Genomic DNA, 24,279 nt, shown 5'->3' with positions numbered 1-24,279 from the left:
TGATCCGGCCGCGTCAGCGGGCGGCCGGTGCTCAGGGCAAGGTGGGTCAGGATCAGGAGGTGCGCCAGACGATTTCCTGCTCGCCATCGGCGCTGACACGGATCCAGCGGTCGGCGTCGTCTTCGCCGTCGTCCTCGACCCAGGTGCCCGGTGCGCAGCGCACTTCCACGCCCAGGGCGGCGAAGGCGGCGCGGGCGCAGGCGATGTCGTCGTCCCATGGCGTCTGGTCACTTTCCAGGAACAGGCTGTTCCATTTGCCGACCGCCTTGGGCACCCAGGTGACCGGGATGTCGCCAGCGCTGCATTTCCAGGTCTGGCCTTTCTGCTTCCATTCGCTGCAAGGGCCCAGGGCGTTGCTCAGCCAGGCAGTAATGGCCTTGTGATCGACGTCTTCGTCCTTGAGGTAAATCTCGATATCGGGTTGACGCATGATGGCCTCGATTGAATGTTCAGCGCAGGACGAAATGATCGTAGCGCATGGAGACGGTGACCTTGAATGGCCCGGGATGCTCGATGAGCGCCGTGCGGCGCTCGGCGCTGGCGCGCCAGCCGTGCGGGGTCATGGCCAGCAGGTCGGCGCGCGATTGACCGTCGATCAGCTTGAGGGTGTAGGTCAGGGTCTCGCTATGGTCCAGCTGCATGCCTTCCGGGACCAGGGCCAGGTGCTTGTCGTCGGCATAGTCGCGGACCTCGTCGTAAAGCTTCTGGCGCATTTCCATCAGGTGGCCGCGGGTGGGGCCAACGCGCAGCAGGCCGCCGCCGGGCGTCAACAGGCGCTTGGCCTCCTGCCAGTCCAGCGGGCTGAACACGCTGGCAAGGAACTGGCAGCTGGCGTCGGGCAGCGGGATGCGCGCCATGCTCGCCACCAGCCAGGTCAGGCCAGGTTGGCGCCGACAGGCGCGCTTGACCGCCTCGCGGGAGATATCCAGGGCATAACCGTCGGCCTTGGGCAGCGCCTCGGCGATCTGCGCGGTGTAGTAACCCTCGCCGCAGCCGATGTCCAGCCAGCGCGCCGGGGCGCGTTCGGCGGCCAGCTCGGCGAGTCGGCGGGCCACCGGGGCGTAGTGCCCGGCGTCGAGGAAACGCCGCCGCGCTTCGACCATGGCCTGGTTGTCGCCCGGGTCGCGGCTGTTCTTGTGCTGCACTGGCAGCAGGTTCAGGTAGCCCTGGCGGGCGCGGTCGAAGCGGTGGTTGGCCGGGCAGGCCACACCGTTGTCGACAGGCGCCAGCGCAGCGCTGCAGATCGGGCAGGTCAGCATCAGGCGAGCAACTTCACCAGGGTCTGGTAGTAGATCTCGGTCAGCACGTCGAGGTCGCTGGCCAGGATGCGTTCGTTGACCTGGTGAATGGTCGCATTCACCGGGCCCAGCTCGACCACCTGGGTGCCCAGCGTGGCGATGAAGCGGCCATCGGAGGTGCCACCGCTGGTCGAGGCCTGGGTTTCGCGGCCGGTGACCTCGCGGATGCTCGCCGACACGGCGTCGAGCAGCGCGCCCGGCTCGGTGAGGAACGGCAGGCCCGACAGCGCCCAGTCGATATGCCAGTCCAGGCCGTGCTTGTCGAGGATATCCGCGACCCGCTGTTGCAGACCTTCCACCGTCGATTCGGTGGAGAAGCGGAAGTTGAACACCGCGACCAGCTCGCCAGGAATCACGTTGGTGGCGCCGGTGCCGGAATTGATGTTGGAAATCTGGAAGCTGGTCGGAGGGAAGAACGCGTTGCCTTCGTCCCAGTGCTCGGCAGCCAGCTCGGCCAGGGCCGGGGCGGCCAGGTGGATGGGATTCTTGGCCAGGTGCGGGTAGGCCACGTGGCCCTGTTTGCCGCGCACGTGCAACGTGGCGCCCAGCGAGCCACGGCGACCGTTCTTGACCACATCGCCGACCAGTGTGGTGCTCGACGGTTCGCCGACGATGCACCAGTCCAGACGCTCGTTGCGCGCCGCCAGGCGCTCGACCACCGCCTTGGTGCCGTGGTGCGCCGGGCCTTCTTCGTCACTGGTGATCAGAAAGGCGATCGAGCCCTTGTGGTCGGGGTAGTCGGCGACGAAACGCTCGGTGGCCACCACCATCGACGCCAGGCTGCCTTTCATGTCTGCTGCACCACGGCCACAGAGCATGCCCTGCTCGTCGATCAGCGCCTCGAAGGGGTCGTTCTGCCAGGCCTGCACCGGGCCGGTAGGCACTACGTCGGTATGACCGGCGAAGCACAGCACCGGGCCGTCGCCGTTGCCGTGGGTGGCCCAGAAGTTGTCGACGTCTTCGATGCGCATCGGTTCGAGCTTGAAACCGACCGCGCCCAGGCGTCGCATCATCACTGCCTGGCAATCGGCATCGAGCGGCGTGACCGACGGCCGACGGATCAGGTCGCAGGCCAGTTGGAGGGTGGGCGAGAGGTCGGCTGGGGCCGTCATGAACAGGACTCCGGTTGCTGGGCGGGGGCGAAAAGGCCGTTATCTTAAAGCAAAACGCCGCTGTTCGGGGTGCCAGCAGGACAGAAGCGCCATGGCCAGGGCGGCCAGGCAGGGCAGTGACTGCACCGCCAGCATGAGAGTCCACATCATCATGTCCGGGTCTTCCCAGCCACGCCGCAGCAGCAGCGCGCCGAGCAGCGCCCAGATGACCGCCAGCAGGCCCAGTTCTTCGCGGGCATGGCCGATGGCCCTGGCCAGGCCCGGTGCCCGGTCCTGTTTGGCCGTGCGCAGAAACGGCCGGTAGCGGGTGCACAGCCCCGCCAGCACCGCACGACCGATGGTCGGGTACAGGGCGACGCCGGCCAGGGTCGCCGCCAGGCCTTCACGACATGGCCGCGGACCATGGACTCGATACAGATAGGCCAGACGCACCAGGCGTACGCCGAACACCGCCACCGGCACGGCGCTGATCAACAGGGGCGGCGCCGCGACTGCCTGGGGCCAGAGAAGCATCGCCAGCGAGACGAGCACGGCTGCGCCCAGCAGCAGGGTGTTGCAGCCTTCCAGCAGCCAGGCGGCCCAACCGGCGAGGAAGTGATAGCGCTGCGCGGCACTCAGTTGCGTGCGATGGCCAAGGATCAAGGCGGCGGCGTGGTCACGGATGATCTGCATGGCGCCGTATACCCAGCGATAGCGCTGCTGCTTGAAAGCCAGGAAGGAGTCGGGGGTCAAGCCTCTGCCATAGCTGGCATTGCGATAGCCGCTATGGTAGCCGCGCTCCAGCAAGCGCAGGCCCAGTTCGGCATCTTCGCAAATGCATGCTGTGGACCAGCGCTGCGCGTCCAGGGCCGAGCGCCGGATCAGGGTCATGGTGCCGTGCTGGATGATTGCATCGTGCTCATTACGCAAGACCATGCCCAGGTTGAAGAAGCCCCGGTATTCGGCATGGCAGCATGTCTTGAACAGACTCTCCCGGCTGTCTCGGTAGTCCTGGGGCGACTGCACCAGTGCCACGGCAGGATCCTGCAGGTGCGGGACCATTTCATAAAGCCACTCTGCGAAGACCTGGTAATCCGCATCGATGACGGCGATGACCTGAACCTCGGGAGAGGTCTGGTCGAGCAGATGATTGAGTGCGCCAGCCTTGAAACCCGGCAGGTCATCGCTGTGGAGGAAGCGAAATCGCGGGCCTAGCCGGCGACAGTGCTCTTGCACCGGTCGCCAGGTGTCCGGATGCGGCGTGTTGTTGTCCAGCACCAGCACTTCGAAGTCCGGGTAGTGCAGGCTTGCCAGGCTGTCGAGGGTCTGGATGACCATGGCTGGGGGCTCATCATGGCACGCCAGATGGATAGCGACGGGCGGGCGCCAGGCCTGCGTGTCGCGGATCGGTCGGAACGATCTGGATTTTTCAGGCAGCCAGGCGCTTTCCAGGTTTTCCCGGCATTCTAGCCACAGGCTCGACAACGCCCAGCCCGCCCAGGCCAGGCTCATTGGCCACGCAAGCGCAGCTGCAAGCGCCTGTAATTGCCCGCGGCTGGTCAGCAGCAGGCTCAGATAGAGCGCACCGACCAATAGCAGCAGCCGGCGCCTGCCCAGCGAGTCGGGATGCGGCCCTCCCAGCCATTGTCTGAGACGGTTGCGCCAGTTGCCCTGATGGCGCACGGGACCGTGCTGCTGGATCTTCAGACGACGCTCGGCGCTGAACAGTCCCCAGCTACGACCGCTAAGCCCTTCGCTGGTCTTCCAGGGCTGGTCGAAGGCTTCGATGATGCAGTAGTCGTAGCCATGTTCTTCCAGGCTTCGGACCTGGCATCTAAGGCTGATGCTTTGTTCCTCGTGCGAGGTGAACAAACGCTTGCTGCCTTGGCCCTGGCTGGGCCAGCCAACTTCCGAGATCAGTAGAGGCTGGTCGGGAAACCACGTCTGCAGTTGTGCGGCCAGTTCGAGCACATGGGCTGCGGCCTGCTGGAAGTCCTTGGCTTCCCAGAATGGCAGAACGTGGGCCGCGATGAAGTCGACATGCCGCGCCAGTTCCGGATAGTCGCGCCACAAGTGCCATTGTTGCGAGGTGGAGATCGGGATTTTGACCTGCTCACGGACGTGCTGGAGACAATCGAGCAGGCGCCGGAGCGATAGGTCGTGGCGATACAGGGTCTCATTGCCGACCAGGATGCGCCGGACGCAGGGATAGCGTTTGGCCAGTTCGATGGCCTGGGTGATTTCATCCGCGTCGCGGGCGCTGTCTTCACTGATCCAGATGCCCAGCGTGACCTCAAGCCCCAGCTCCTCAGCGATCTCTGGGACGTAGCGTAGTGCGCCTTCGACCGAATAGGTCCTGATGTGCCGGGTCATCGAAGACAGCAACATCAGGTCTTCGCGTATCTGCGCCTTGTCCGGCTGGCTGGATGTATCGGGACTCTGCCCGGGGCGAAACGGCGCATAGCACAGGCCTCGAACGGACGATGGCCAGTCGGGGACGTGGAAGTCCTGCTGCCGACGCAGCAGCAGGCCGAGTAGAAACAGCCCGGGAAGCCCCAGGCAAAGCACGATCAGTAGTGTCATGGCGCGAGGCATCAGAGGAAGTGAATAAACCGTCGGGCGTCAGCATGCGGCCTGGTGTCATGCGTCGAACACTGGCAGAACTGCCTGCTTGCCAACATCGACGGATGGTCGCGGCGCTGACCAATTACCGCGCAGGGCGTATACTGCGCGCCGGTTTTCGAGGTCCCGCGCATGAGCACAGCAGATCCACGTTTCGCAGGTATCGCCCGGTTGTACGGCAACGAGGGGCTGGCGCGTCTGCGTGCCGCCCATGTGGCAGTCATCGGCATCGGCGGGGTGGGCTCCTGGGCGGCGGAAGCGCTGGCGCGCTCCGGGGTCGGCGAAATCTCGCTGTTCGACCTGGACGACGTCTGCGTCAGCAACACCAACCGCCAGCTGCATGCGCTGGAGGGCACCGTAGGGCGCGCCAAGGTCGAGGTCATGGCCGAACGCATCCGCGCCATCAATCCCGATTGCGTGGTGCATGCCGTGGCGGATTTCGTCACTCAGGACACCCTGGCCGAATACATCACTCAAGCGCTGGACTTCGTCGTCGATTGCATCGACAGCGTCAAGGCCAAGGCGGCGCTGATCGCCTGGTGCAAACGGCGCAAGATTCAACTGGTGACCACCGGCGGTGCCGGCGGGCAGATCGACCCGACGCAGATCCAGGTCTGCGACCTGAACCGCACCTTCAATGACCCGTTGGCCGCCAAGGTGCGCTCCACGCTGCGCCGCGACTACGGCTTCTCACGCACTCCGAACCGTCACTACAGCGTGCCCTGCGTGTTTTCCAGCGAGCAGTTGCGCTACCCGATGCCCGACGGCAGCGTGTGCCAGAGCAAGACCTTCGTCGGTGAGGGGGTGCGCCTGGACTGTGCCGGTGGTTTCGGCGCGGTGATGATGGTCACCGCGACCTTCGGCATGGTCGCGGCGAGCAAGGCGGTAGACAAGCTGGTAGCCGGTGCGCGGCGCCCGGCCGAGCGCCTGCGGGCGGCAGCCGATCAGGCCTGAGTCAGCTCGCGCATGCGCTGCAGTACGGCATTCAGGCCGTTGCTGCGCGACGGAGAAAGCTGACGGCCCAGGCCCAGGCTGTCGAACCACTGCGCCACGTCGACCTGCTGCAACTGCTCGGCCGGCAGGTCGTTGACCCGCACCAGCAGCAGCGCCAGCAGGCCGCGTAGCAGGCGCGCATCGCTGCTGGCGCGGAATTGCCAGCGCCCATCGTGACATTCGCCCAGCAGCCAGACCTGGCTTTCGCAACCGTGCACCCGATGCTGTTCCGTGCGCTGCGCCTCGCCGAGCGCTGGCAGGCGTTCGCCCCACTGCATCAGCAGGCGTGCGCGCTGTTCCCAGCCCGGTTGGCCAGCGAAAGCGTCGAGCGCCGCCTGGGCCTCAGGCGACAGGCTCATGCCAGCAGCTCCAGGGCCTGGTCCAGGGCGGCGAAGAAGCGCAGCAGGTCGTCCGAGTCGTTGTACAACCCCAGCGATACGCGGATGGCACCGGGCAGGCCGAGGCTCTTGAGCAGCGGCATCGCACAGTGATGGCCGGCGCGTACGGCGATACCTTGTTCGGTGAGCAGGTGGGCCAGGTCGGCGCTGTGGATGCCTTCGGCGACGAAGCTGACCAGCGCCAGCTCGGGTGCTCCGAGGATGCGGATGCGCTCGCGTTGCTGCAGGCCTTCGAGCAGGCGTTTGTGCAGGCGCGCTTCATGCTCGGCCAGTGCCTGGTTATCCAGGCTGTCGAGGTAGTCGAGGGTGGCACCCAGGCCGATGACGCTGGCGATCGGCGGCGTGCCGGCCTCGAAACCCAGTGGCGCGGCGCGGAACTGGGCCTGGTGGTAATCGGCGTCGAGGACCATCTCGCCACCGAACTGCCAGTGCGCCAGCTGTTCCAGCGCCCAATTGCGGGCGTAGAGAATGCCGAGGCCTTCCGGGCCGTACAGTTTGTGGCTGGAGAACACATAGAAATCGCAACCCAGCGCCTGCACGTCATGCCGGCCATGCACCACGCCCTGGGCGCCGTCGACCACGGTCAGTGCACCTTGCCCGCGGGCCAGGGCCAGCAGGCGTTGCAGCGGTTGCCAGGCGCCCAGCACATTGGAGAACTGGCTGACTGCCAGCAGACGGGTGCGCGGGCCGATCAGCGTCGCGGCAGCGTCGAGGTCGATCAGGCCGTGGCCATCCAGTGGCAGCACCACCAGCTTCAGGCCACGGCGCTGCGCCAGCTGCTGCCAGGGCAGCAGGTTGGCATGGTGCTCCAGGGCGCTGATGGCAATCTCGTCGCCAGCGACGAAGCGTGGCTCCAGGCCATAGGCCAGCAGGTTGAGCGCCGAGGTGGCGCCATGGGTGAAGATGATCTGGCCGCCGGCGTCGGCATTGAGCCAATGGGCGATCTTCTGCCGCGAGGCCTCGAATGCCTGGGTGGCATGCGCGCCCGGCAGGTGCTGGGCCCGATGCACGTTGGCGGCGCCGGTGGCGTAGTAACGGGTCAGGGCATCGAGCAATGCCTGGGGTTTCTGCGTGGTGGCGGCGCTGTCCAGATAGGTCTGGCCTTGCCGAAGCAGGGCGTCGATGGCTGGAAAGTCGGCGCGCCAGGGCGAAATGAGGGGCATGGGTCAGTCCGGTTCGGTCAGGCGGGTCCAGGCGGCAGCGCCCGGACCCGAACACGGCATCAGTTGTGGGCGTGCAGGGCTTCGTTCAGCTCGATGGCCGACTTGTGGGTCTTGCACTCCACGGCGCCGGTCTGCGAGTTGCGGCGGAACAGCAGGTCAGGCTGGCCGGCCAGGTCGCGGGCCTTGAGCGTGCGCACCAGTTGGTTGTTCTCGTCGAGCAGGGCCACCTTGGTGCCAGCGGTGATGTACAGGCCGGCTTCGACGGTATTGCGGTCACCCAGCGGGATGCCGATACCGGCGTTGGCGCCGATCAGGCAGCCTTCGCCCACGCTGATGACGATGTTGCCGCCGCCCGACAGGGTGCCCATGGTCGAGCAGCCACCGCCCAGGTCCGAGCCCTTGCCGACGAATACGCCCGCCGATACACGGCCTTCGATCATGCCAGGGCCTTCGGTGCCGCCGTTGAAATTGACGAAACCTTCGTGCATCACAGTGGTGCCTTCACCCACGTAGGCGCCCAGGCGCACACGGGCGCTGTCGGCGATACGCACACCGGCCGGCACCACGTAGTCGGTCATTTTCGGGAACTTGTCCACCGAGAAGACTTCCAGCAGTTCGCCTTTCAGGCGAGCTTCGAGCTGGCGCTCGCCCAGCTCGGCCAGGTCGACGGCGCCCTGGTTGGTCCAGGCCACGTTCGGCAGCAGCGGGAAGATACCGGCCAGGCTCAGGCCGTGTGGCTTGACCAGGCGGTGCGAGAGCAGGTGCAGCTTCAGGTAGGCTTCGGGGGTGGAGGTCAGGGCGGCGTCTTCGGCCAGCAGGGTGGCAACCAGCGGTTTGTGGCTTTCCGCCAGGCGGGTCAGCAGGGCAGCCTGGGCGGCGTCCACCGGCTTGACCGCTTCGGCCAGTTTCGCTGCCAGGTCGGTATTGAAGGCGATGGCCTGGTTACCACCGGTGTAGCCCAGCAGCGGCGCTACGGCGGCGACCAGCTCGGCCGATGGCTTGAGCAGGGGCAGGGCGTAGAAGACTTCCAGCCAGGCGCCCTGGCGGTTCTGGGTGCCGACACCGAAGGCCAGGCTGAATGGGGTAGTGGACATGCAGATTCCTCTTGAGTGATCGGGGGCGTCAGTGGCGCAAGGGCCTACTGCAACGCTGCCGCATAGAGTTCGGGCTTGAAGCCAATCAGGGTTCGCTCGCCGAGATCGAGCACCGGGCGCTTGATCATCGACGGTTGCGCCAGCATCAGCTCGATGGCCTTGGCCTGGTCGAGGTCGGCTTTCTGCGCCTCGTCGAGCTTGCGAAAGGTGGTGCCGGCGCGGTTCAGGATCACTTGCCAACCGTGTTCGTCGCACCAGCGGGTGAGGTGCTCACGGTCGATGCCCTGAGTCTTGTAGTCGTGGAAATCGTGGCTCACGGCGTGTTCTTCGAGCCAGGTACGGGCTTTCTTCATCGTGTCGCAGGCCTTGATGCCGTAGATGCGCACGCTGTTGCTGTCTTTGGCGGTTGTGGCCATTGCCGGTATTTCCCATGCATCGCTGAAAACAGCCGGTGATTATGCCATGGCAAACGCCACTGTGCCCGAGGCGCGTGGCGATCTGTCTGACAATCCGCACGGCGCACCACGGCAGCGCCTGTACCGTGGTGCGCGCAGGCTGTCAGCGTTGGACGAACGCACGGATCCGTTCGGCGGCCTCGATGCACTCGGCCAGCGGTGCGACCAGGGCCATGCGCACGCGGCCGGCGCCGGGGTTGAAGCCGTCGACGTCGCGCGACAGGTAGGAGCCCGGTACCACCGTAACGTGCTGTTCGGCATACAGGTCGCGGCAGAACGCAGCGTCGTCCTGGCCGACCGAAGGCCACAGGTAGAAGCTGCCGTCGGGGCGCTGCACGTCCATCACCGGGCCGAGGATGTCCAGCACGGCGTCGAACTTTTCGCGGTACAGGTCGCGGTTGGCACGTACGTGGGCCTCATCGTTCCAGGCGGCGATGCTGGCCAGCTGGGTCTGCACCGGCATGGCGCAGCCGTGGTAGGTGCGGTACAGCAGGAAGGCCTTGAGGATTTCGGCGTCGCCGGCCACGAAGCCGGAGCGCAGGCCGGGCAGGTTGGAGCGCTTGGACAGGCTGTGGAACACCACGCAGCGCTTGAAGTTCTGGCGGCCCAGTTCAGCGCAGGCGCTCAGCAGGCCCGGCGGCGGGCTCTGCTCGTCGAAGTACAGCTCGCTGTAGCATTCGTCGGCGGCGATCACGAAGTCGTACTGATCGGCCAGGGCGATCAGCTTTTTCAGGGTGGGCAGCGGTACCAGGGCACCGGTGGGGTTGCCCGGCGAGCACAGGAAGAGAATCTGGCAGCGTTGCCAGGTTTCCGGCGACACGGCGTCGAAGTCCGGGTTGAAGCCGTTTTCGCTCAGGCACGGCAGGTAGTGCGGCTGGGCGCCGGCGAGAAACGCCGCGCCTTCGTAGATCTGGTAGAAGGGGTTGGGGCTGACCACCAGGCCGTTGGCCTCGCGCTGCACCACGGTCTGGGTGAAGGCGAACAGCGCCTCGCGGGTGCCGTTGACCGGCAGGACGTGGCGGGCCGGGTCGATCCAGCCGGCCGGTACGCCGAAGCGCCGCTCGCACCAGTGACCGATGGCTTCGCGCAGCGCCGGCAGGCCCAGGGTGGTCGGGTACACGGCCATCTGGTCGAGGTTGTCGGCCAGGGCCTTGGCGACGAAGTCGGGCGACTTGTGCTTGGGCTCACCGATAGAGAGGGCGATAGGGCGCTTGTCCGGGTTGGGCGTCACGCTGCCGAGCAGGGCGCGCAGCTTTTCGAACGGGTAGGGCTGGAGCTGTTGCATCGCGTTGTTCATGAGGCAGGTCTCGAGGGTGCAGGGCGCCCGCCGCCGGGCGCCTTCGAATCAGGTCAGATACTCAGGCGGAAGCCGCCGTCCGGTTCGCTGTTGACGTTCAGTTGCTTGACGATGGCGTCCTGTAGTCGGGCGCACAGCTGCGGGTCGGAGAGCGGGTGGTTGTCGGCATCGGTGATGAAGAACACGTCTTCCACCCGCTCGCCCAGTGTGGCGATCTTGGCGTTCTGCAGCGACAGGTCGAATTCCAGGAAAATCTTGCCGACCCGCGCCAGCAGGCCCGGTCGATCCGGCGCCAGCAGCTCCAGCACGGTAACCGGGCGCTGGGCGTCGTTGTGGATGGTCACCTGCGGGGCGAAGGCGAAATGCTTGAGCTGCCGAGGCACGCGACGCTTGATGATGGTCGGGTAGTCGTCCGGGTTGCGCAGCGCTTCGGTCAGGCCCAGGCGGATCTCTTCGATGCGTTCTGGGTTGTTGCCGATCGAGCCGCCGTCGCTGTCCAGCACGATGTAGGTGTCGAGGGTGAAGCGGCTACTGGAGGTGATGATCCGCGCGTCATGGATGTTGAGGTTCAACTGGTCCATGGCCGCCACGGTCACGGCAAAGAAGTCGTGCTGGTCCGGGGCATAGATGAAGATCTGCGTGGCGCCTTCGAACTCGCGCTGGGTGGTTTCCTTGATCAGTACCAGCGGGCCGCCGTCGGCGGGTTGCTGGAGGATCGCGTCGCTGTGCCAGGCCACGTCGCCCGCCGTGTGACGCAGGAAGTAGTCGTCGCCCAGCCCGGACCACAGTTGCTCGACGTCGTCCGGGTCGGTGCCGTTGCGCACCAGAATGTCCAGGGCGGCGGTCTGCGTGCGGCGGATCTGCTCTTCACGGTCCACCGGGTTCTCCAGGCCGCGGCGCAGGGCACGCTTGGTCTCGGTGTAGAGCTGGCGCAGCAGGCTGGCGCGCCAGGAGTTCCACAGCGTCGGGTTGGTGGCGTTGATGTCGGCCACTGTCAGCACGTAGAGGTAGTCCAGGTGCACCTCGTCGCCGACGAACAGCGCGAAGTCGTGGATCACCTGCGGGTCGGAGAGGTCCTTGCGCTGCGCGGTGGTGGACATTACCAGGTGATGGCTGACCAGCCAGACGATCAGCCGGGTGTCCCAGGCCGGCAGCTGATGGCGGATGCCGAAGGCCTCGGCGTCCACGGCGCCGAGTTCCGAATGGTCGCCGCCGCGGCCCTTGCCGATGTCGTGGTACAGGCCGGCCAGGTAGATGAGTTCCGGCTTGGGCAGCCGCCCCATGATCTTGCTGGCCAGCGGGAATTTCTCCGAGACCTCGGTGTACTGCAGCTTGCGCAGGTGCTTGATGAGGTTGAGGGTGTGGGCGTCCACGGTATAGATGTGGAACAGGTCATGCTGCATCTGCCCGACGATGTGCCCGAATTCCGGCAGGTACAGGCCAAGGATGCCGTAGCGGTTCATGCGCCGCAGGTTGCGGTGGATACCGATCTCGCACTTGAACAGCTCGATGAACAGGCTGGTGTTGCGGATATCGTGGCGGAACTCGTCGTTGATCAGGTGGCGGTGTTCACGCAGCAGGCGAATGGTATTGGCCCGCACGCCCTTGATCTCGGGGTTCTGCGCCATCAGCACGAAAATCTCGATGATCGCGAACGGCGTGCGCTTGAACACGTTGGCGTGGGTGGCCTCGATGTAGCCGTCGTGCAGCTGGAAGCGCGAATTGAGCGGCTGGGTGCTGCCGTCGTCCTCGCTGAGGATGACTTCCTCGAAATGCTGGATGATCAGGTCGCTCAGCTGGGCGATGCTCATCACCACCCGGTAGTACTTCTGCATGAAGCTTTCGATCGCACGCTTGGACTCGGTGTCCTCGTAGCCGAGCAGGGCGGCAATGCTGCGCTGGTGGTCGAACAGCAGACGGTCTTCGGCGCGTCCGGCGAGCATATGCAGGGCATAGCGCACCTTCCAGAGGAATTCCTGCGAAGAGGCCAGCAGATTGTTTTCGGTTTCCAGCAGAAACCCTTCGCCGGCCAGGGCCTTGAGGTTGAGGGTGCCATATTGGCGGCGTGCCACCCAGAGGATGGTCTGGATGTCGCGCAGCCCGCCCGGCGAGCCCTTGACGTTGGGCTCCAGGTTGTACTCGGTGTCGTTGTACTTGTGGTGGCGAGCCTTCTGCTCGGCGCGTTTGGCCAGGAAGAAGTCCTTGCTCGGCCACATGTGCGCGGTGCTGGTGACATCCAGCATGCGCTGGCGCAGGTGTTCGGCTCCGGCGATGGTGCGGCTTTCCATCAGGTTGGTGATCACCGTCAGGTCGGCGCGGGCCTCGACTGCGCATTCACCCACCGAGCGCACGCTCTGGCCCACTTCCAGGCCGATGTCCCAGAGCAGGGTCAGGAAGCGTTCGATGGAGTCGCGGAAGGTCTCGTGGTCGTCGCCGCCCAGCAGGATCAGCAGGTCGATGTCCGAATAGGGGTGCAGTTCGCCGCGCCCGTAGCCGCCCACGGCGAGCAGGGCGATGTCGGCGTCGCCCTGCCAGTCGAACTGGCTCCAGGCCTGCTGGAGGATGTTGTCGACGAACCAGGCGCGGTCCTCGATCAGTCGGCGAATGTCTCGGCCGGCACGAAAACGCTGGTCCAGCACTTCTCCGGCCTGGCGGATGGCCTTCTTGAAAGCGGCGATTGGGCTGGCTTTCAGGGCCAGTTCCGCCTGGAACTGGCCGCGATCGAACAATTCGGGGTCCACCTGCGGCATGGGGCGCGCTTTCCTTCTGGGTTGAGGGCGAACGCCGACGATCAGCCGGCGTTGGTGCGGGCGATGGTGTCATCGCTGCGCAGGGTGAAGATTTCGTAGCCGTCGGCGGTGACCACCAGGGTGTGCTCCCACTGTGCCGAGAGCTTGCGGTCCTTGGTGATGGCGGTCCAGCCGTCGCCGAGGATCTTGGTCTCGGGGCGGCCCTGGTTGATCATCGGCTCGATGGTGAAGGTCATGCCTTCCTTGAGCTCCAGTCCGGTGCCGGCCTGGCCATAATGCAGGACCTGCGGCTCCTCGTGGAAGACCTTGCCGATGCCGTGGCCGCAGAACTCGCGTACCACGGAAAAGCCGTTCTTCTCGGCGTGCTTCTGGATCACTTCGCCGATATCGCCCAGACGTGCGCCGGGGCGCACCACCTCGATGCCTTTATAGAGGCACTCCTGGGTGACACGCGACAGGCGCTCGGCCCACTCCGGCACCTTGCCGACGTGGAACATCTTGCTGGTGTCGCCGTAATAGCCGTCCTTGATCACGGTGATGTCGATATTCAGGATGTCGCCGTTCTTCAGCGCCTTGTCCGCCGGAATGCCGTGGCACACCACATGGTTGATGGAGGTGCAGATCGACTTGGGGAAGCCCTTGTAGTTCAGCGGGGCAGGGATGGCCTGCTGGACGTTGACGATGTAGTCGTGGCAGATGCGGTCCAGTTCTTCGGTGGTGACGCCGGCCTTGACGTGCGGCTCGATCATCTCCAGGACTTCGGCGGCCAGGCGGCCGGCGATGCGCATCTTCTCGATGTCTTCGTGGTTCTTGATGCTGACGGTCATACGGGTCTCTCGGCACAGCCGCGCACGGCTCGAATACGGAAAACCGCGATTCTAACAGACAGCCGGGCGTGGAGTGACCCTTGCACGCCATGGTCGGGTGGGTGAAAGGTGCGGGCGAGCGATAGATGCGGGTTTCTCTTCGTGGCTTTGTGTGATATAAAGTGCGCCGCTTTGCAGGGCTCGGCCCTGGAGCACAAACCCACACACGTATCGACACGATGGCCTGGGTGCCTTTGGCGAATGCCTCTGGTTGGTCATTGGGATGCGTGGAGGCCTAACCCGACTTATCAAGGAACTATCATGTCCCAAGTCAATATGCGCGATATGCTGAAGGCCGGTGTGCACTTCGGCCACCAGACCCGTTACTGGAACCCGAAAATGGGCAAGTTCATTTTCGGTGCGCGCAACAAGATTCACATCATCAACCTGGAAAAAACCCTGCCGATGTTCAACGACGCCCTGTCGTTCGTAGAGCGTCTGGCCTCGGGCAAGAACAAGATCCTGTTCGTCGGCACCAAGCGTTCCGTCGGTAAGATCGTCGCTGAAGAAGCAGCACGTTGCGGTTCGCCGTACGTCGACCACCGCTGGCTGGGCGGCATGCTGACCAACTTCAAGACCATCCGTCAGTCGATCAAGCGTCTGCGCGAGCTGGAAACCCAGGCTGAAGACGGTACCTTCGCCAAGCTGACCAAGAAAGAAGCCCTGATGCGCACCCGCGACCTGGAAAAACTGGATCGCAGCCTGGGTGGTATCAAGGACATGGGCGGCCTGCCTGATGCTCTGTTCGTCATCGACGTCGAGCACGAGCGCATCGCTATCACCGAAGCGAACAAGCTGGGCATCCCGGTCATCGGCGTTGTCGACACCAACAGCAGCCCTGAAGGCGTTGACTACGTGATCCCAGGTAACGATGACGCCATCCGCGCCATCCAGCTGTACATGACTTCGATGGCTGACGCCGTCATCCGCGGCCGCAACAACGTTGCTGGCGGCACCGAAGTCTACGAAGAAGCTCCGGCTACCGCTGTAGAAGGCTGAGTAATCGACGCCAGGCGTTGACTCAGTACGCAAAAAGGGGGCTAGGCCCCCTTTTTGCCACCTCGGAAAACATCCGATGGCGCGGCCTTGTTGTCATCTGCTGCTGCCATCATGGATTTCCAAGAATTTGAACGCCCGTGTTCGGGTGGTGTGGCTAAGACCTATCCAAGAGGATTTTTGAAATGGCAGAAATTACTGCAGCGCTGGTCAAGGAACTGCGTGAGCGTACCGGCCAGGGCATGATGGAGTGCAAGAAGGCACTGGTTGCCGCTGGTGGCGATATCGAGAAGGCCATCGACGACATGCGTGCCTCGGGCGCCATCAAGGCTGCCAAGAAGGCTGGCAACATCGCTGCCGAAGGTTCCATCGCCGTGCGTGCCGAAGGTGGCCGCGCGCTGATCATCGAAGTCAACTCGCAGACCGACTTCCTGGCTCTGCAGGACGACTTCAAGGCGTTCGTCAAAGACAGCCTGAACGAAGCTTTCGAGCAGAACCTGACCGAAGCCGCTCCGCTGATCGCTTCCCGCGAGTCGGCTCGTGAAGCCCTGGTTGCCAAGTGCGGCGAGAACGTCAACATCCGTCGTCTGACTGCTGTTCAGGGTGAGACCATCGGTACCTACCTGCACGGTCACCGCATCGGCGTCGTAGTTGTCCTGAAGGGCGGCGACGAAGACCTGGCCAAGAAGATCGCCATGCACGTGGCCGCTTCCAACCCGGCTGTCGTACGTCCAGAAGACGTATCCGAAGAGCTGGTCGCCAAAGAGAAGGAAATCTTCCTGCAGCTGAACGCCGACAAGATCGCCGGCAAGCCAGAGAACATCGTCGAGAACATGGTCAAGGGCCGTATCGCCAAGTTCCTGAGCGAAGCCAGCCTGGTCGAGCAAGCCTTCGTCATGGATCCGGAAATCAAGGTCGGCGAGCTGGCCAAGAAAGCCGGTGCCGAAGTGGTTTCCTTCGTTCGCTACGAAGTCGGTGAAGGCATCGAGAAGAAAGAAGACGACTTCGCTGCCGAAGTTGCTGCTCAAGTGGCTGCTGCCAAGAAGCAATAAGACGGATTCGTTCTGTCGACCCGAAGAGGCTGCCCGCTTACGCGCGCAGCCTCTTTTTCAAAAAGCGACATGGGAATTTTTTCCCCGCAGGCGCAGTCTGCAAAACAGCTTTTCCTGGCGTCGCGTTAGTGCCGGGCTAAAGTTGACGCAGGCCTTGGGGCCTGCATGGATTCCATCATCACGTAATGCCGCAGGAGAGATTCGCAATGGCTCAGCAGAGCAGTGGTCACCAGGCTCGCTATAAACGCATTCTACTCAAGCTTAGCGGCGAGGCCCTGATGGGCTCCGAAGAGTTCGGCATCGATCCCAAGGTGCTCGATCGCATGGCGCTGGAAGTCGGTCAACTGGTCGGCATCGGCGTCCAGGTCGGCTTGGTGATCGGCGGCGGCAACCTGTTCCGCGGTGCGGCGCTCAGCGCGGCCGGCATGGACCGTGTCACCGGTGACCACATGGGTATGCTGGCCACGGTGATGAACGCCCTGGCGATGCGCGATGCCCTGGAGCGCGCCAATATCACCGCCATCGTGATGTCGTCCATCTCGATGACTGGCGTGACCGATCATTACGATCGTCGCAAGGCCATGCGCCACCTGAACTCCAAGGAAGTCGTCATCTTCGCGGCCGGTACCGGCAACCCGTTCTTCACTACCGATTCGGCAGCTTGCCTGCGTGCCATCGAGATCGATGCCGACGTCGTGCTCAAGGCCACCAAGGTCGATGGCGTCTACACCGCCGATCCGTTCAAGGATCCGAATGCCGAGAAGTTCGAGCGTCTGTCCTACGACGAGGTGCTGGATCGCAAGCTGGGTGTGATGGACCTGACGGCTATCTGCCTGTGCCGCGACCACAAGATGCCGTTGCGCGTCTTCAACATGAACAAGCCTGGCGCCCTGCTCAATATCGTGCAAGGTGGCGCTGAAGGAACCCTGATCGAGGAAGTTCAACAATGATCAACGACATCAAGAAAGATGCCCAGGAGCGCATGGGCAAGTCCATCGAGGCCCTGGGGCGCAACCTGGCTTCGATCCGTACCGGCCGTGCTCACCCGAGCATCCTCGACAGCATCAAGGTTCCGGCATGGGGCAGCGAGATGCCGCTGAACCAGGTCGCCGCGGTCACCGTGGAAGATGCTCGTACCCTGAAGATCGTCGCTCACGACAAGAACCTCAGTGCCGCCATCGAGAAGGCCATCCTGACCTCCGACCTGGGTCTGAACCCCAGCAGTGCCGGCACCACCATTCGCGTACCGATGCCAGCCCTGACCGAAGAGACCCGCAAGGGTTACACCAAGCAGGCGCGCGGCGTGGCCGAAGACGCCAAGGTAGCGGTGCGCAACGTGCGTCGTGATGCACTGGCCGACCTGAAGAAGCTCTCCAAGGACAAGGAAATCAGCGAAGACGAAGAGCGTCGCGCCGCCGATGAGCTGCAGAAGCTCACCGACAAGTTCGTGGCCGAAGTCGACAAGGCGCTGGAAGCCAAGGAAAAAGACCTGATGGCCGTCTGAGGTCGGGGCTTTTAATGGAAAATAACAAGCAGGCGGCACTGTCTTCGGTGCCGCGCCATGTCGCGATCATCATGGACGGTAACAATCGCTGGGCGAAGAAGCGCCTGTTGCCCGGTGTGGCCGGGCACAAGGCGGGCGTGGATGCCGTGCGTGCGGTGATCGAGGTGTGTGCCGAGGCCAGGGTCGAGGTGCTGACCCTGTTCGCCTTCTCCAGCGAGAACTGGCAGCGCCCGGCCGATGAGGTCGGTGCACTGATGGAGCTTTTTCTCAGCGCCTTGCGCCGGGAAACCAAGCGACTCAACGAGAACGACATCAGCCTGCGGATCATCGGTGATCGCACGCGCTTCCATCCGGAGCTGCAGGCGGCCATGCGCGAGGCCGAGCAGGCCACTTCCGGCAACAATCGTTTCGTCCTGCAGGTAGCAGCCAACTATGGCGGCCAATGGGATATCGCCCAGGCTGCGCAGCGTCTGGCTCGCGAAGTTCAGGCCGGTCATCTCAAGCCGGAAGACATTACCCCAGGTTTGCTGCAATCCTGTCTGGCGACCGGTGACCTGCCGTTGCCCGACCTGTGCATCCGTACTGGTGGCGAGCACCGTATCAGCAACTTCCTGCTCTGGCAGATGGCTTACGCCGAGTTGTACTTCTCCGACCTCTACTGGCCGGACTTCAAACACGACGCCATGCGCGCAGCGCTGGCCGATTTCGCTTCACGCCAACGTCGCTTCGGTCGAACCAGCGAACAGGTTGAAGCTGGAGCCCGTGCCTGATGCTCAAACAACGGATCATTACCGCCCTCATCCTCCTGCCGATCGCCCTGTGCGGATTCTTCCTGCTCAAGGGGGCGAATTTTGCCCTGTTCATCGGTCTGGTAGTCGTCCTTGGCGCCTGGGAATGGGCGCGCATGGCCGGGCTGGCCAGCCAGCCGATGCGCATCGCCTATGCCGCTGTGGTTGGCGTGCTGCTGTTCCTGCTTTACCTGCTGCCGGGGCTGGCGCCCTGGGTGCTGACGGCTGCCGTGCTTTGGTGGCTGTTGGCTACCTGGCTGGTGCTGACCTTTCCCGCGTCCAGCGAGCATTGGGCCAGCGCCTTGTGCAAGCTGGCCATCGGCCTGGTGATCCTGCTGCCGGCATGGCAGGGGCTGGTGCTGATCAAGCAGTGGCCGCTGGGCAACTGGTTGATCCTCTCGGTGATGATACTGGTCTGGGCAGCCGATATCGGCGCCTACTTCACCGGCAAGGCCATCGGCAAGCGCAAGCTGGCGCCGAAGGTCAGTCCTGGCAAGAGCTGGGAAGGCTTCTACGGTGGGCTGGCAGTTTGCCTGGTAATTACCTTCGTGGTCGGTGTGCTGCGCGGCTGGTCGCTGGGCGAGTTCATCGCCGGTCTGGCGGCGGCGGCCGTGGTGGTGGTGATTTCCGTGGTGGGCGATCTGACCGAGAGCATGTTCAAGCGTCAGGCCGGCCTCAAGGACAGCAGCAACCTGTTGCCAGGCCATGGTGGTGTTCTGGATCGTATCGACAGCCTGACGGCGGCCATCCCGGTGTTCGCTGTGCTGCTCTGGGCCGCTGACTGGGGTGTGATGTGAGCGAGGTGCAGCAGGTCACGGTGCTGGGGGCGACCGGTTCCATCGGTCTGAGCACCCTGGATGTCATCGCTCGCCACCCTTCGCTTTACCAGGTGTTCGCACTGACTGGCTTCAGCCGTCTCGATGCGTTGGCGCAACTGTGCATCGAGCATCGTCCGCGTTTCGCCGTCGTACCTGATGCACAGGCTGCCGCCAGCCTGCAGGCCACCCTGGCGGAGGCTGGTCTGACGACCCGGGTGCTGGCAGGGGAGGGCGGTCTTTGCGAAGTGGCGGCTCACCCGGAGGTCGATGCAGTCATGGCGGCCATCGTCGGCGCTGCGGGACTGCGTCCGACACTGGCTGCGGTGGAGGCTGGCAAGAAAGTGCTGCTGGCCAACAAGGAGGCCCTGGTGATGTCCGGGGCGCTGTTCATGCAGGCGGTGAAGCGTCACGGTGCCGTGCTGTTGCCTATCGATAGCGAGCACAACGCGATTTTTCAGTGCCTGCCTGGCGACTACGCTCGTGGCCTGCAGACTGTCGGCGTGCGACGCATTCTGCTGACGGCCTCGGGCGGGCCGTTCCGCCAGACCCCGCTGGGGCAATTGCAGGCGGTGACCCCCGAACAGGCCTGTGCTCATCCGGTGTGGTCGATGGGGCGCAAGATTTCCGTCGACTCGGCGACCATGATGAACAAGGGGCTTGAGCTTATCGAGGCCTGCTGGTTGTTCGATGCGCGGCCCGAGCAGGTCGAAGTGGTCATCCACCCTCAGAGCGTGATTCATTCGCTGGTGGATTACGTCGACGGCTCGGTGTTGGCTCAACTCGGTAATCCCGACATGCGCACACCTATCGCCAATGCGCTGGCCTGGCCGATGCGCATCGACTCGGGGGTGGCGCCGCTGGACCTGTTCCGTATCGGTCAGTTGAATTTCGAAGCGCCTGATGAACAACGCTTTCCATGCCTGCGCCTGGCGCGCCAGGCGGCGGAGGCCGGTGGCAGTGCTCCGGCGGTACTCAATGCGGTCAACGAAGTGGCTGTGGCGGCGTTTCTCGAAGGGCGTATCGGCTACCTGGATATCGCGGGTATGATCGAGAGCGTACTGGGTCAGGAGCCGGTGGTGCCGGTCGATGACCTGGAGGTCGTATTCGCCATGGATGCCAGGGCGCGAGTTCTGGCCGGGCAGTGGCTGGAACGCAACGGACGATAGATCCACGGACGGTTGGGGTGCTGTGCGGCATCAGGGGCAGGCGCCAGGCCTGCGATGATTGACACGCTGGCCGGCGAGCCGGTCCCCGGAGAATGAAGATGAGTGCTTTATATATGATCCTCGGGACCCTGGTGGCCCTGGGGGTGTTGGTAACCTTTCACGAGTTCGGTCACTTCTGGGTGGCGCGTCGCTGTGGCGTGAAGGTGCTGAGGTTTTCGGTAGGCTTCGGTACGCCGCTGGTCCGCTGGCATGACCGGCACGGTACCGAGTTCGTGGTTGCGGCCATTCCTCTGGGCGGCTACGTGAAGATGCTCGACGAGCGCGAAGGCCATGTGCCAGCTGAGCTGCTCGGGCAATCGTTCAATCGCAAGACGGTCGGTCAGCGCATTGCCATCGTCATCGCCGGCCCTGCGGCCAACTTCATCCTTGCCATCGTGTTTTTCTGGGCCGTGGCCATGCTCGGCAGCCAGCAGGTGCGTCCGGTCATCGGCAGTGTCGAGCCGGGCAGCATCGCGCAGCAGGCCGGCCTGACCGCAGGCGAGGAAATCGTCGCAGTCGACGGCAAGGCGACTACCGGCTGGTCGGCGGTGAATCTGCAACTGGTGCGCCGCCTCGGCGAAACCGGCACCGTGGAACTCAAGGTGCGTGACGAGGGGCCGAGCGCCGAGCTCTCCCGTCAGTTGGTGCTCAAGGACTGGCTAAAAGGGGCCGACGAGCCAGACCCTATCCGTTCTCTGGGTATCCAGCCGTGGCGCCCGGCCCTGGCGCCGGTGCTTGCCGAGCTGGATCCCAATGGCCCGGCGCAGGGCGCGGGACTGAAGACCGGCGATCGCCTGCTGGCACTCGATGGCCAGCCGGTCAGCGAATGGCAGCAGGTAGTCGACTGGGTGCGCGAGCGACCCGATGCGAAAGTAGAGCTGCGCGTCGAGCGCGACGGCGTGCAGTTGGACGTGCCGCTGACCCTCGCCGTACGTGGCGAGGGCAAGTCGGCTACCGGTTATCTGGGGGCTGGTGTGAAGGCTGGCGAATGGCCGGCGCAAATGCTTCGTGAAGTCAGCTACGGGCCCCTGGAGGCTGTGGCCGAAGGCTTCAAGCGCACCTGGAACATGAGTGTGCTGACCCTCGAATCGTTGAAGAAAATGCTCTTCGGGGAGCTCTCGGTAAAAAACTTGAGTGGACCGATAACCATTGCTAAAGTGGCGGGCGCTTCAGCCCAGTCGGGCGTGGGCGACTTCCTGAATTTCCTGGCCTATCTGAGCATAAGCCTGGGGGTTCTCAATTTGCTGCCCATCCCTGTACTGGATGGTGGGCATTTGCTGTTCTACCTGATCGAGTGGGCCCGTGGTCGGCCGCTGTCGGAAAGGGTACAGGGTTGGGGGGTTCAGATTGGTATCAGTCTGGTGGTGGGCGTGATGTTGCTCGCACTGGTCAACGATCTGGGTCGACTGTAAAGCTTCGCTCCGTAGCGAATCTGCCGCTTTACGCGGCAGTTTGTTTATTGCCAGTTGGAATAAAAGGACTTCATGAAACGTCTGCTGCTAACTGCGGCTCTTGCCGTACTGATGATTGCTGAAGTTCACGCCGAGTCCTTCACCATCTCCGATATCCGTGTCAATGGCCTGCAGCGGGTTTCCGCCGGCAGCGTCTTCGGCGCACTGCCATTGAACGTCGGTGAGCAGGCGGATGATGGCCGTCTGGTGGAAGCGACCCGTGCGCTGTTCAAGACCGGCTTTTTCCAGGACATCCAGCTGGGCCGTGATGGCAACGTGCTGGTTATCACTGTAGTCGAGCGTCCTTCGGTTGCCAGCATCGAGATCGAAGGCAACAAGGCGATCTCTACCGAAGACCTCATGAAGGGCCTGAAACAGTCCGGCCTGGCCGAAGGCGAGATCTTCCAGCGCGCCACCCTCGAAGGCGTGCGCAACGAGCTGCAGCGCCAGTACGTGGCCCAAGGCCGCTACTCTGCCGAAGTCGATGCCGAAGTCGTGCCCCAGCCGCGTAACCGCGTTGGCCTGAAGATCAACATCAACGAAGGCACCGTGGCGGCCATCCAGCACATCAACGTGGTGGGCAATACCGTATTCCCCGACCAGGACCTGATCGACCTGTTCGAACTCAAGACCACCAACTGGCTGTCGTTCTTCAAGAACGACGACAAGTACGCCCGCGAAAAACTCTCCGGTGACCTGGAGCGCCTGCGTTCCTACTACCTCGATCGCGGCTACATCAACATGGACATCGCCTCGACCCAGGTGTCCATCACGCCCGACAAGAAAAGCGTGTACATCACCGTCAACATCAACGAAGGCGAGAAGTACAGCGTCAAGTCGGTCAATCTCAGCGGCGACCTGAAGGTGCCGGAAGATCAGGTCAAGTCCCTGATGCTGGTGCAGCCTGGCCAGGTGTTCTCGCGCAAGGTGATGACCACCACCTCCGAGCTGATCACCCGGCGCCTGGGCAACGAAGGCTATACCTTCGCCAACGTCAACGGCGTGCCCAAGCCCAACGACGAAGATCACACCGTCGACATCACCTTCGTCGTCGATCCGGGCAAGCGTGCCTATGTGAACCGCATCAACTTCCGCGGCAACACCAAGTCCGCCGACGAAGTGCTGCGTCGCGAAATGCGCCAGATGGAAGGCGGCTGGGCCTCGACTTATTTGATCGACCAGTCTAAAACCCGTCTGGATCGCCTGGGCTTCTTCAAGGAAGTCAACGTCGAAACCCCGGCCGTGCCGGGTACCGATGACCAGGTAGACGTGAACTACGCGGTTGAAGAACAGGCTTCCGGCTCGATCACCGCCAGCGTCGGTTTCGCCCAGAGCGCCGGCCTGATCCTCGGTGGTTCGATCAGCCAGAACAACTTCCTCGGCACCGGTAACAAGGTCAGCATCGGCCTGACCCGCAGCGAATACCAAAGCCGCTACAACTTCAGCTACGTCGATCCATACTGGACACCGGATGGTGTCAGCCTGGGCTACAACGCCTTCTATCGCAGCACCAACTACGACGACCTCGACGTCGATGTGGCGAGCTACGCCGTAGACAGCCTGGGCGCCGGTGTCAGCCTCGGCTACCCGATCAGCGAGACCTCGCGCCTGACCTACGGCCTGAACGTCCAGCAGGACAAGATCAAGACCGGCAAGTACACCGTCGACGAGATCTTCGACTTCATCGACCGTGAAGGCACCAGCTTCCTGAACTTCAAGGCGTCCATCGGCTGGTCCGAGTCGACCCTGAACAAGGGCGTGCTGCCGACCCGTGGCCACTCCCAGAGTCTGGTGCTGGAATCGACCATTCCGGGCAGCGACCTGTCGTTCTTCAAACTCGACTACCGTGGCCAGTACTTCTATCCGATCAACGACACCTACACCCTGCGCCTGCACACCGAGCTGGGCTACGGTGACGGTTATGGCTCCACAGACGGCCTGCCGTTCTACGAGAACTACTACGCCGGTGGCTTCAACTCGGTGCGTGGCTTCAAGGACAGCACCCTCGGGCCGCGCAGTACGCCTAGTCGTGGTGCCGACGAGGGCGGCCGGCCGGGAACTATTCGTGACCCGGATCAGGATCCGCTGCCATTCGGTGGTAACGCCCTGGTGCAGGGTGGTGTGGAGCTGATGTTCCCGCTGCCGTTCATCAAGGACCAGCGCTCGCTGCGCACCTCGCTGTTCTGGGACGTGGGTAACGTCTTCGACACCAACTGCGACTCCAACCGTACGGTTCCAAGCACCGGGCAGAAAGTCGAGTGCCGCAATATCGACTTCTCCGGCATGGCCAGTTCCGTTGGCGTCGGCGTGACCTGGATCACCGCCTTGGGCCCGCTCAGCTTCGCCCTGGCGATGCCGATCAAGAAACCGGATGATCAAGCCGAAACCCAGGTCTTCCAATTCTCCCTGGGCCAGACCTTCTAAGGTCTGGTTCGCGA

General features: G+C 63.7%; 21 protein-coding genes. 10 read left to right on the top strand and 11 right to left on the bottom strand.

What is annotated here, in order from left to right; all coding sequences use genetic code 11:
• Positions 1 to 52: 52 nt before the first annotated feature.
• The 4 genes from QZ497_RS17265 to QZ497_RS17250 are packed head-to-tail and all read right to left on the bottom strand — an operon-like array spanning position 53 to position 4,972.
• On the bottom strand, positions 53 to 430 hold the full coding sequence (locus tag QZ497_RS17265) for a hypothetical protein (protein WP_295477144.1): 378 nt from the start codon (positions 428 to 430) through the stop codon (positions 53 to 55).
• 19 nt (positions 431 to 449) lie between these two features.
• Entirely contained in the window at positions 450 to 1,259 is an 810-nt protein-coding gene (locus tag QZ497_RS17260; RefSeq protein ID WP_295477142.1) for a putative RNA methyltransferase, read from the bottom strand.
• Positions 1,259 to 2,410 (bottom strand): succinyl-diaminopimelate desuccinylase, encoded by a 1,152-nt coding sequence (gene dapE / locus QZ497_RS17255; RefSeq protein WP_295477140.1) that lies wholly within the window; start codon positions 2,408 to 2,410, stop codon positions 1,259 to 1,261. Before dapE ends, QZ497_RS17260 begins: the two co-directional genes overlap by 1 nt.
• Positions 2,411 to 2,449: 39 nt before the next feature.
• Positions 2,450 to 4,972 carry a glycosyltransferase family 2 protein gene (locus QZ497_RS17250; RefSeq protein ID WP_295477138.1) on the bottom strand — a complete coding sequence of 841 codons (2,523 nt, stop codon included), beginning with the start codon at positions 4,970 to 4,972 and terminating at the stop codon, positions 2,450 to 2,452.
• A 171-nt stretch (positions 4,973 to 5,143) separates the two neighbouring features.
• On the opposite strand from QZ497_RS17250, the gene tcdA reads away from it, so the two are divergent.
• Positions 5,144 to 5,965, top strand: coding sequence for a tRNA cyclic N6-threonylcarbamoyladenosine(37) synthase TcdA (tcdA, locus tag QZ497_RS17245; RefSeq protein ID WP_295477136.1), 822 nt, complete (start codon positions 5,144 to 5,146; stop codon positions 5,963 to 5,965).
• On the opposite strand, the gene QZ497_RS17240 is transcribed toward tcdA, so the two are convergent.
• The 7 genes from QZ497_RS17240 to map all read right to left on the bottom strand — a co-directional run bounded on the left by QZ497_RS17240 (position 5,956) and on the right by map (position 13,988).
• The gene (locus QZ497_RS17240) at positions 5,956 to 6,363 is read right to left on the bottom strand and encodes a SufE family protein (protein WP_295477134.1); all 408 of its coding nucleotides are present in this window, start codon (positions 6,361 to 6,363) and stop codon (positions 5,956 to 5,958) included. The two genes, tcdA and QZ497_RS17240, sit on opposite strands and share 10 nt — an antisense overlap.
• Positions 6,360 to 7,565 carry an aminotransferase class V-fold PLP-dependent enzyme gene (locus tag QZ497_RS17235; protein ID WP_295477132.1) on the bottom strand — a complete coding sequence of 402 codons (1,206 nt, stop codon included), beginning with the start codon at positions 7,563 to 7,565 and terminating at the stop codon, positions 6,360 to 6,362. The genes QZ497_RS17240 and QZ497_RS17235 overlap by 4 nt, the downstream gene beginning before the upstream one ends.
• A 59-nt stretch (positions 7,566 to 7,624) precedes the next feature.
• Positions 7,625 to 8,659 (bottom strand): 2,3,4,5-tetrahydropyridine-2,6-dicarboxylate N-succinyltransferase, encoded by a 1,035-nt coding sequence (dapD, locus tag QZ497_RS17230; RefSeq protein ID WP_295477131.1) that lies wholly within the window; start codon positions 8,657 to 8,659, stop codon positions 7,625 to 7,627.
• Between the two features lie 44 nt (positions 8,660 to 8,703).
• Positions 8,704 to 9,075, bottom strand: coding sequence for an ArsC family reductase (locus QZ497_RS17225; protein WP_295477129.1), 372 nt, complete (start codon positions 9,073 to 9,075; stop codon positions 8,704 to 8,706).
• Positions 9,076 to 9,217: 142 nt separating this feature from the next.
• Positions 9,218 to 10,411 (bottom strand): succinyldiaminopimelate transaminase, encoded by a 1,194-nt coding sequence (gene dapC, locus QZ497_RS17220; RefSeq protein WP_295477127.1) that lies wholly within the window; start codon positions 10,409 to 10,411, stop codon positions 9,218 to 9,220.
• 53 nt (positions 10,412 to 10,464) lie between these two features.
• Positions 10,465 to 13,161, bottom strand: coding sequence for a [protein-PII] uridylyltransferase (locus QZ497_RS17215; RefSeq protein ID WP_295477125.1), 2,697 nt, complete (start codon positions 13,159 to 13,161; stop codon positions 10,465 to 10,467).
• A 41-nt stretch (positions 13,162 to 13,202) separates the two neighbouring features.
• Positions 13,203 to 13,988, bottom strand: coding sequence for a type I methionyl aminopeptidase (gene map / locus QZ497_RS17210; protein ID WP_295477123.1), 786 nt, complete (start codon positions 13,986 to 13,988; stop codon positions 13,203 to 13,205).
• A gap of 300 nt (positions 13,989 to 14,288) precedes the next feature.
• Between map and rpsB the strand changes: the two genes are divergently transcribed.
• The 9 genes from rpsB to bamA all read left to right on the top strand — a co-directional run bounded on the left by rpsB (position 14,289) and on the right by bamA (position 24,265).
• Complete coding sequence (gene rpsB, locus QZ497_RS17205; RefSeq protein ID WP_295477121.1) at positions 14,289 to 15,026, top strand: 30S ribosomal protein S2; 738 nt, start codon at positions 14,289 to 14,291, stop codon at positions 15,024 to 15,026.
• 182 nt (positions 15,027 to 15,208) lie between these two features.
• The gene (gene tsf, locus QZ497_RS17200) at positions 15,209 to 16,075 is read left to right on the top strand and encodes a translation elongation factor Ts (RefSeq protein ID WP_295477119.1); all 867 of its coding nucleotides are present in this window, start codon (positions 15,209 to 15,211) and stop codon (positions 16,073 to 16,075) included.
• 206 nt (positions 16,076 to 16,281) lie between these two features.
• Positions 16,282 to 17,025, top strand: coding sequence for a UMP kinase (gene pyrH / locus QZ497_RS17195; RefSeq protein WP_295477117.1), 744 nt, complete (start codon positions 16,282 to 16,284; stop codon positions 17,023 to 17,025).
• On the top strand, positions 17,022 to 17,579 hold the full coding sequence (frr, locus tag QZ497_RS17190) for a ribosome recycling factor (protein ID WP_295477115.1): 558 nt from the start codon (positions 17,022 to 17,024) through the stop codon (positions 17,577 to 17,579). The genes pyrH and frr overlap by 4 nt, the downstream gene beginning before the upstream one ends.
• Before the next feature lie 14 nt (positions 17,580 to 17,593).
• Positions 17,594 to 18,349: a polyprenyl diphosphate synthase gene (gene uppS / locus QZ497_RS17185; protein ID WP_295477113.1), complete on the top strand. Its 756-nt coding sequence runs from the start codon at positions 17,594 to 17,596 to the stop codon at positions 18,347 to 18,349.
• Complete coding sequence (locus tag QZ497_RS17180; protein WP_295477111.1) at positions 18,349 to 19,164, top strand: phosphatidate cytidylyltransferase; 816 nt, start codon at positions 18,349 to 18,351, stop codon at positions 19,162 to 19,164. Before uppS ends, QZ497_RS17180 begins: the two co-directional genes overlap by 1 nt.
• Positions 19,161 to 20,351: a 1-deoxy-D-xylulose-5-phosphate reductoisomerase gene (gene ispC, locus QZ497_RS17175; RefSeq protein ID WP_295477109.1), complete on the top strand. Its 1,191-nt coding sequence runs from the start codon at positions 19,161 to 19,163 to the stop codon at positions 20,349 to 20,351. Before QZ497_RS17180 ends, ispC begins: the two co-directional genes overlap by 4 nt.
• Positions 20,352 to 20,449: 98 nt before the next feature.
• The gene (gene rseP / locus QZ497_RS17170) at positions 20,450 to 21,802 is read left to right on the top strand and encodes a sigma E protease regulator RseP (protein ID WP_295477107.1); all 1,353 of its coding nucleotides are present in this window, start codon (positions 20,450 to 20,452) and stop codon (positions 21,800 to 21,802) included.
• Positions 21,803 to 21,874: 72 nt separating this feature from the next.
• Positions 21,875 to 24,265, top strand: a complete 2,391-nt coding sequence (bamA, locus tag QZ497_RS17165; RefSeq protein WP_295477106.1) for an outer membrane protein assembly factor BamA — start codon at positions 21,875 to 21,877, stop codon at positions 24,263 to 24,265.
• Positions 24,266 to 24,279: the final 14 nt, after the last annotated feature.

Source organism: uncultured Pseudomonas sp. (assembly GCF_913777995.1).
GTDB lineage: Bacteria > Pseudomonadota > Gammaproteobacteria > Pseudomonadales > Pseudomonadaceae > Aquipseudomonas.
This window is presented reverse-complemented; position numbering and strand designations above follow the sequence as displayed.

Coding starts and splice junctions, on each gene's coding strand:
- QZ497_RS17265 (WP_295477144.1), bottom strand. CDS start 430: ATGCGTCAACCCGATATCGAGATTTACCTCAAGGACGAAGACGTCGAT.
- QZ497_RS17260 (WP_295477142.1), bottom strand. CDS start 1,259: ATGCTGACCTGCCCGATCTGCAGCGCTGCGCTGGCGCCTGTCGACAAC.
- dapE (WP_295477140.1), bottom strand. CDS start 2,410: ATGACGGCCCCAGCCGACCTCTCGCCCACCCTCCAACTGGCCTGCGAC.
- QZ497_RS17250 (WP_295477138.1), bottom strand. CDS start 4,972: ATGACACTACTGATCGTGCTTTGCCTGGGGCTTCCCGGGCTGTTTCTA.
- tcdA (WP_295477136.1), top strand. CDS start 5,144: ATGAGCACAGCAGATCCACGTTTCGCAGGTATCGCCCGGTTGTACGGC.
- QZ497_RS17240 (WP_295477134.1), bottom strand. CDS start 6,363: ATGAGCCTGTCGCCTGAGGCCCAGGCGGCGCTCGACGCTTTCGCTGGC.
- QZ497_RS17235 (WP_295477132.1), bottom strand. CDS start 7,565: ATGCCCCTCATTTCGCCCTGGCGCGCCGACTTTCCAGCCATCGACGCC.
- dapD (WP_295477131.1), bottom strand. CDS start 8,659: ATGTCCACTACCCCATTCAGCCTGGCCTTCGGTGTCGGCACCCAGAAC.
- QZ497_RS17225 (WP_295477129.1), bottom strand. CDS start 9,075: ATGGCCACAACCGCCAAAGACAGCAACAGCGTGCGCATCTACGGCATC.
- dapC (WP_295477127.1), bottom strand. CDS start 10,411: ATGAACAACGCGATGCAACAGCTCCAGCCCTACCCGTTCGAAAAGCTG.
- QZ497_RS17215 (WP_295477125.1), bottom strand. CDS start 13,161: ATGCCGCAGGTGGACCCCGAATTGTTCGATCGCGGCCAGTTCCAGGCG.
- map (WP_295477123.1), bottom strand. CDS start 13,988: ATGACCGTCAGCATCAAGAACCACGAAGACATCGAGAAGATGCGCATC.
- rpsB (WP_295477121.1), top strand. CDS start 14,289: ATGTCCCAAGTCAATATGCGCGATATGCTGAAGGCCGGTGTGCACTTC.
- tsf (WP_295477119.1), top strand. CDS start 15,209: ATGGCAGAAATTACTGCAGCGCTGGTCAAGGAACTGCGTGAGCGTACC.
- pyrH (WP_295477117.1), top strand. CDS start 16,282: ATGGCTCAGCAGAGCAGTGGTCACCAGGCTCGCTATAAACGCATTCTA.
- frr (WP_295477115.1), top strand. CDS start 17,022: ATGATCAACGACATCAAGAAAGATGCCCAGGAGCGCATGGGCAAGTCC.
- uppS (WP_295477113.1), top strand. CDS start 17,594: ATGGAAAATAACAAGCAGGCGGCACTGTCTTCGGTGCCGCGCCATGTC.
- QZ497_RS17180 (WP_295477111.1), top strand. CDS start 18,349: ATGCTCAAACAACGGATCATTACCGCCCTCATCCTCCTGCCGATCGCC.
- rseP (WP_295477107.1), top strand. CDS start 20,450: ATGAGTGCTTTATATATGATCCTCGGGACCCTGGTGGCCCTGGGGGTG.
- bamA (WP_295477106.1), top strand. CDS start 21,875: ATGAAACGTCTGCTGCTAACTGCGGCTCTTGCCGTACTGATGATTGCT.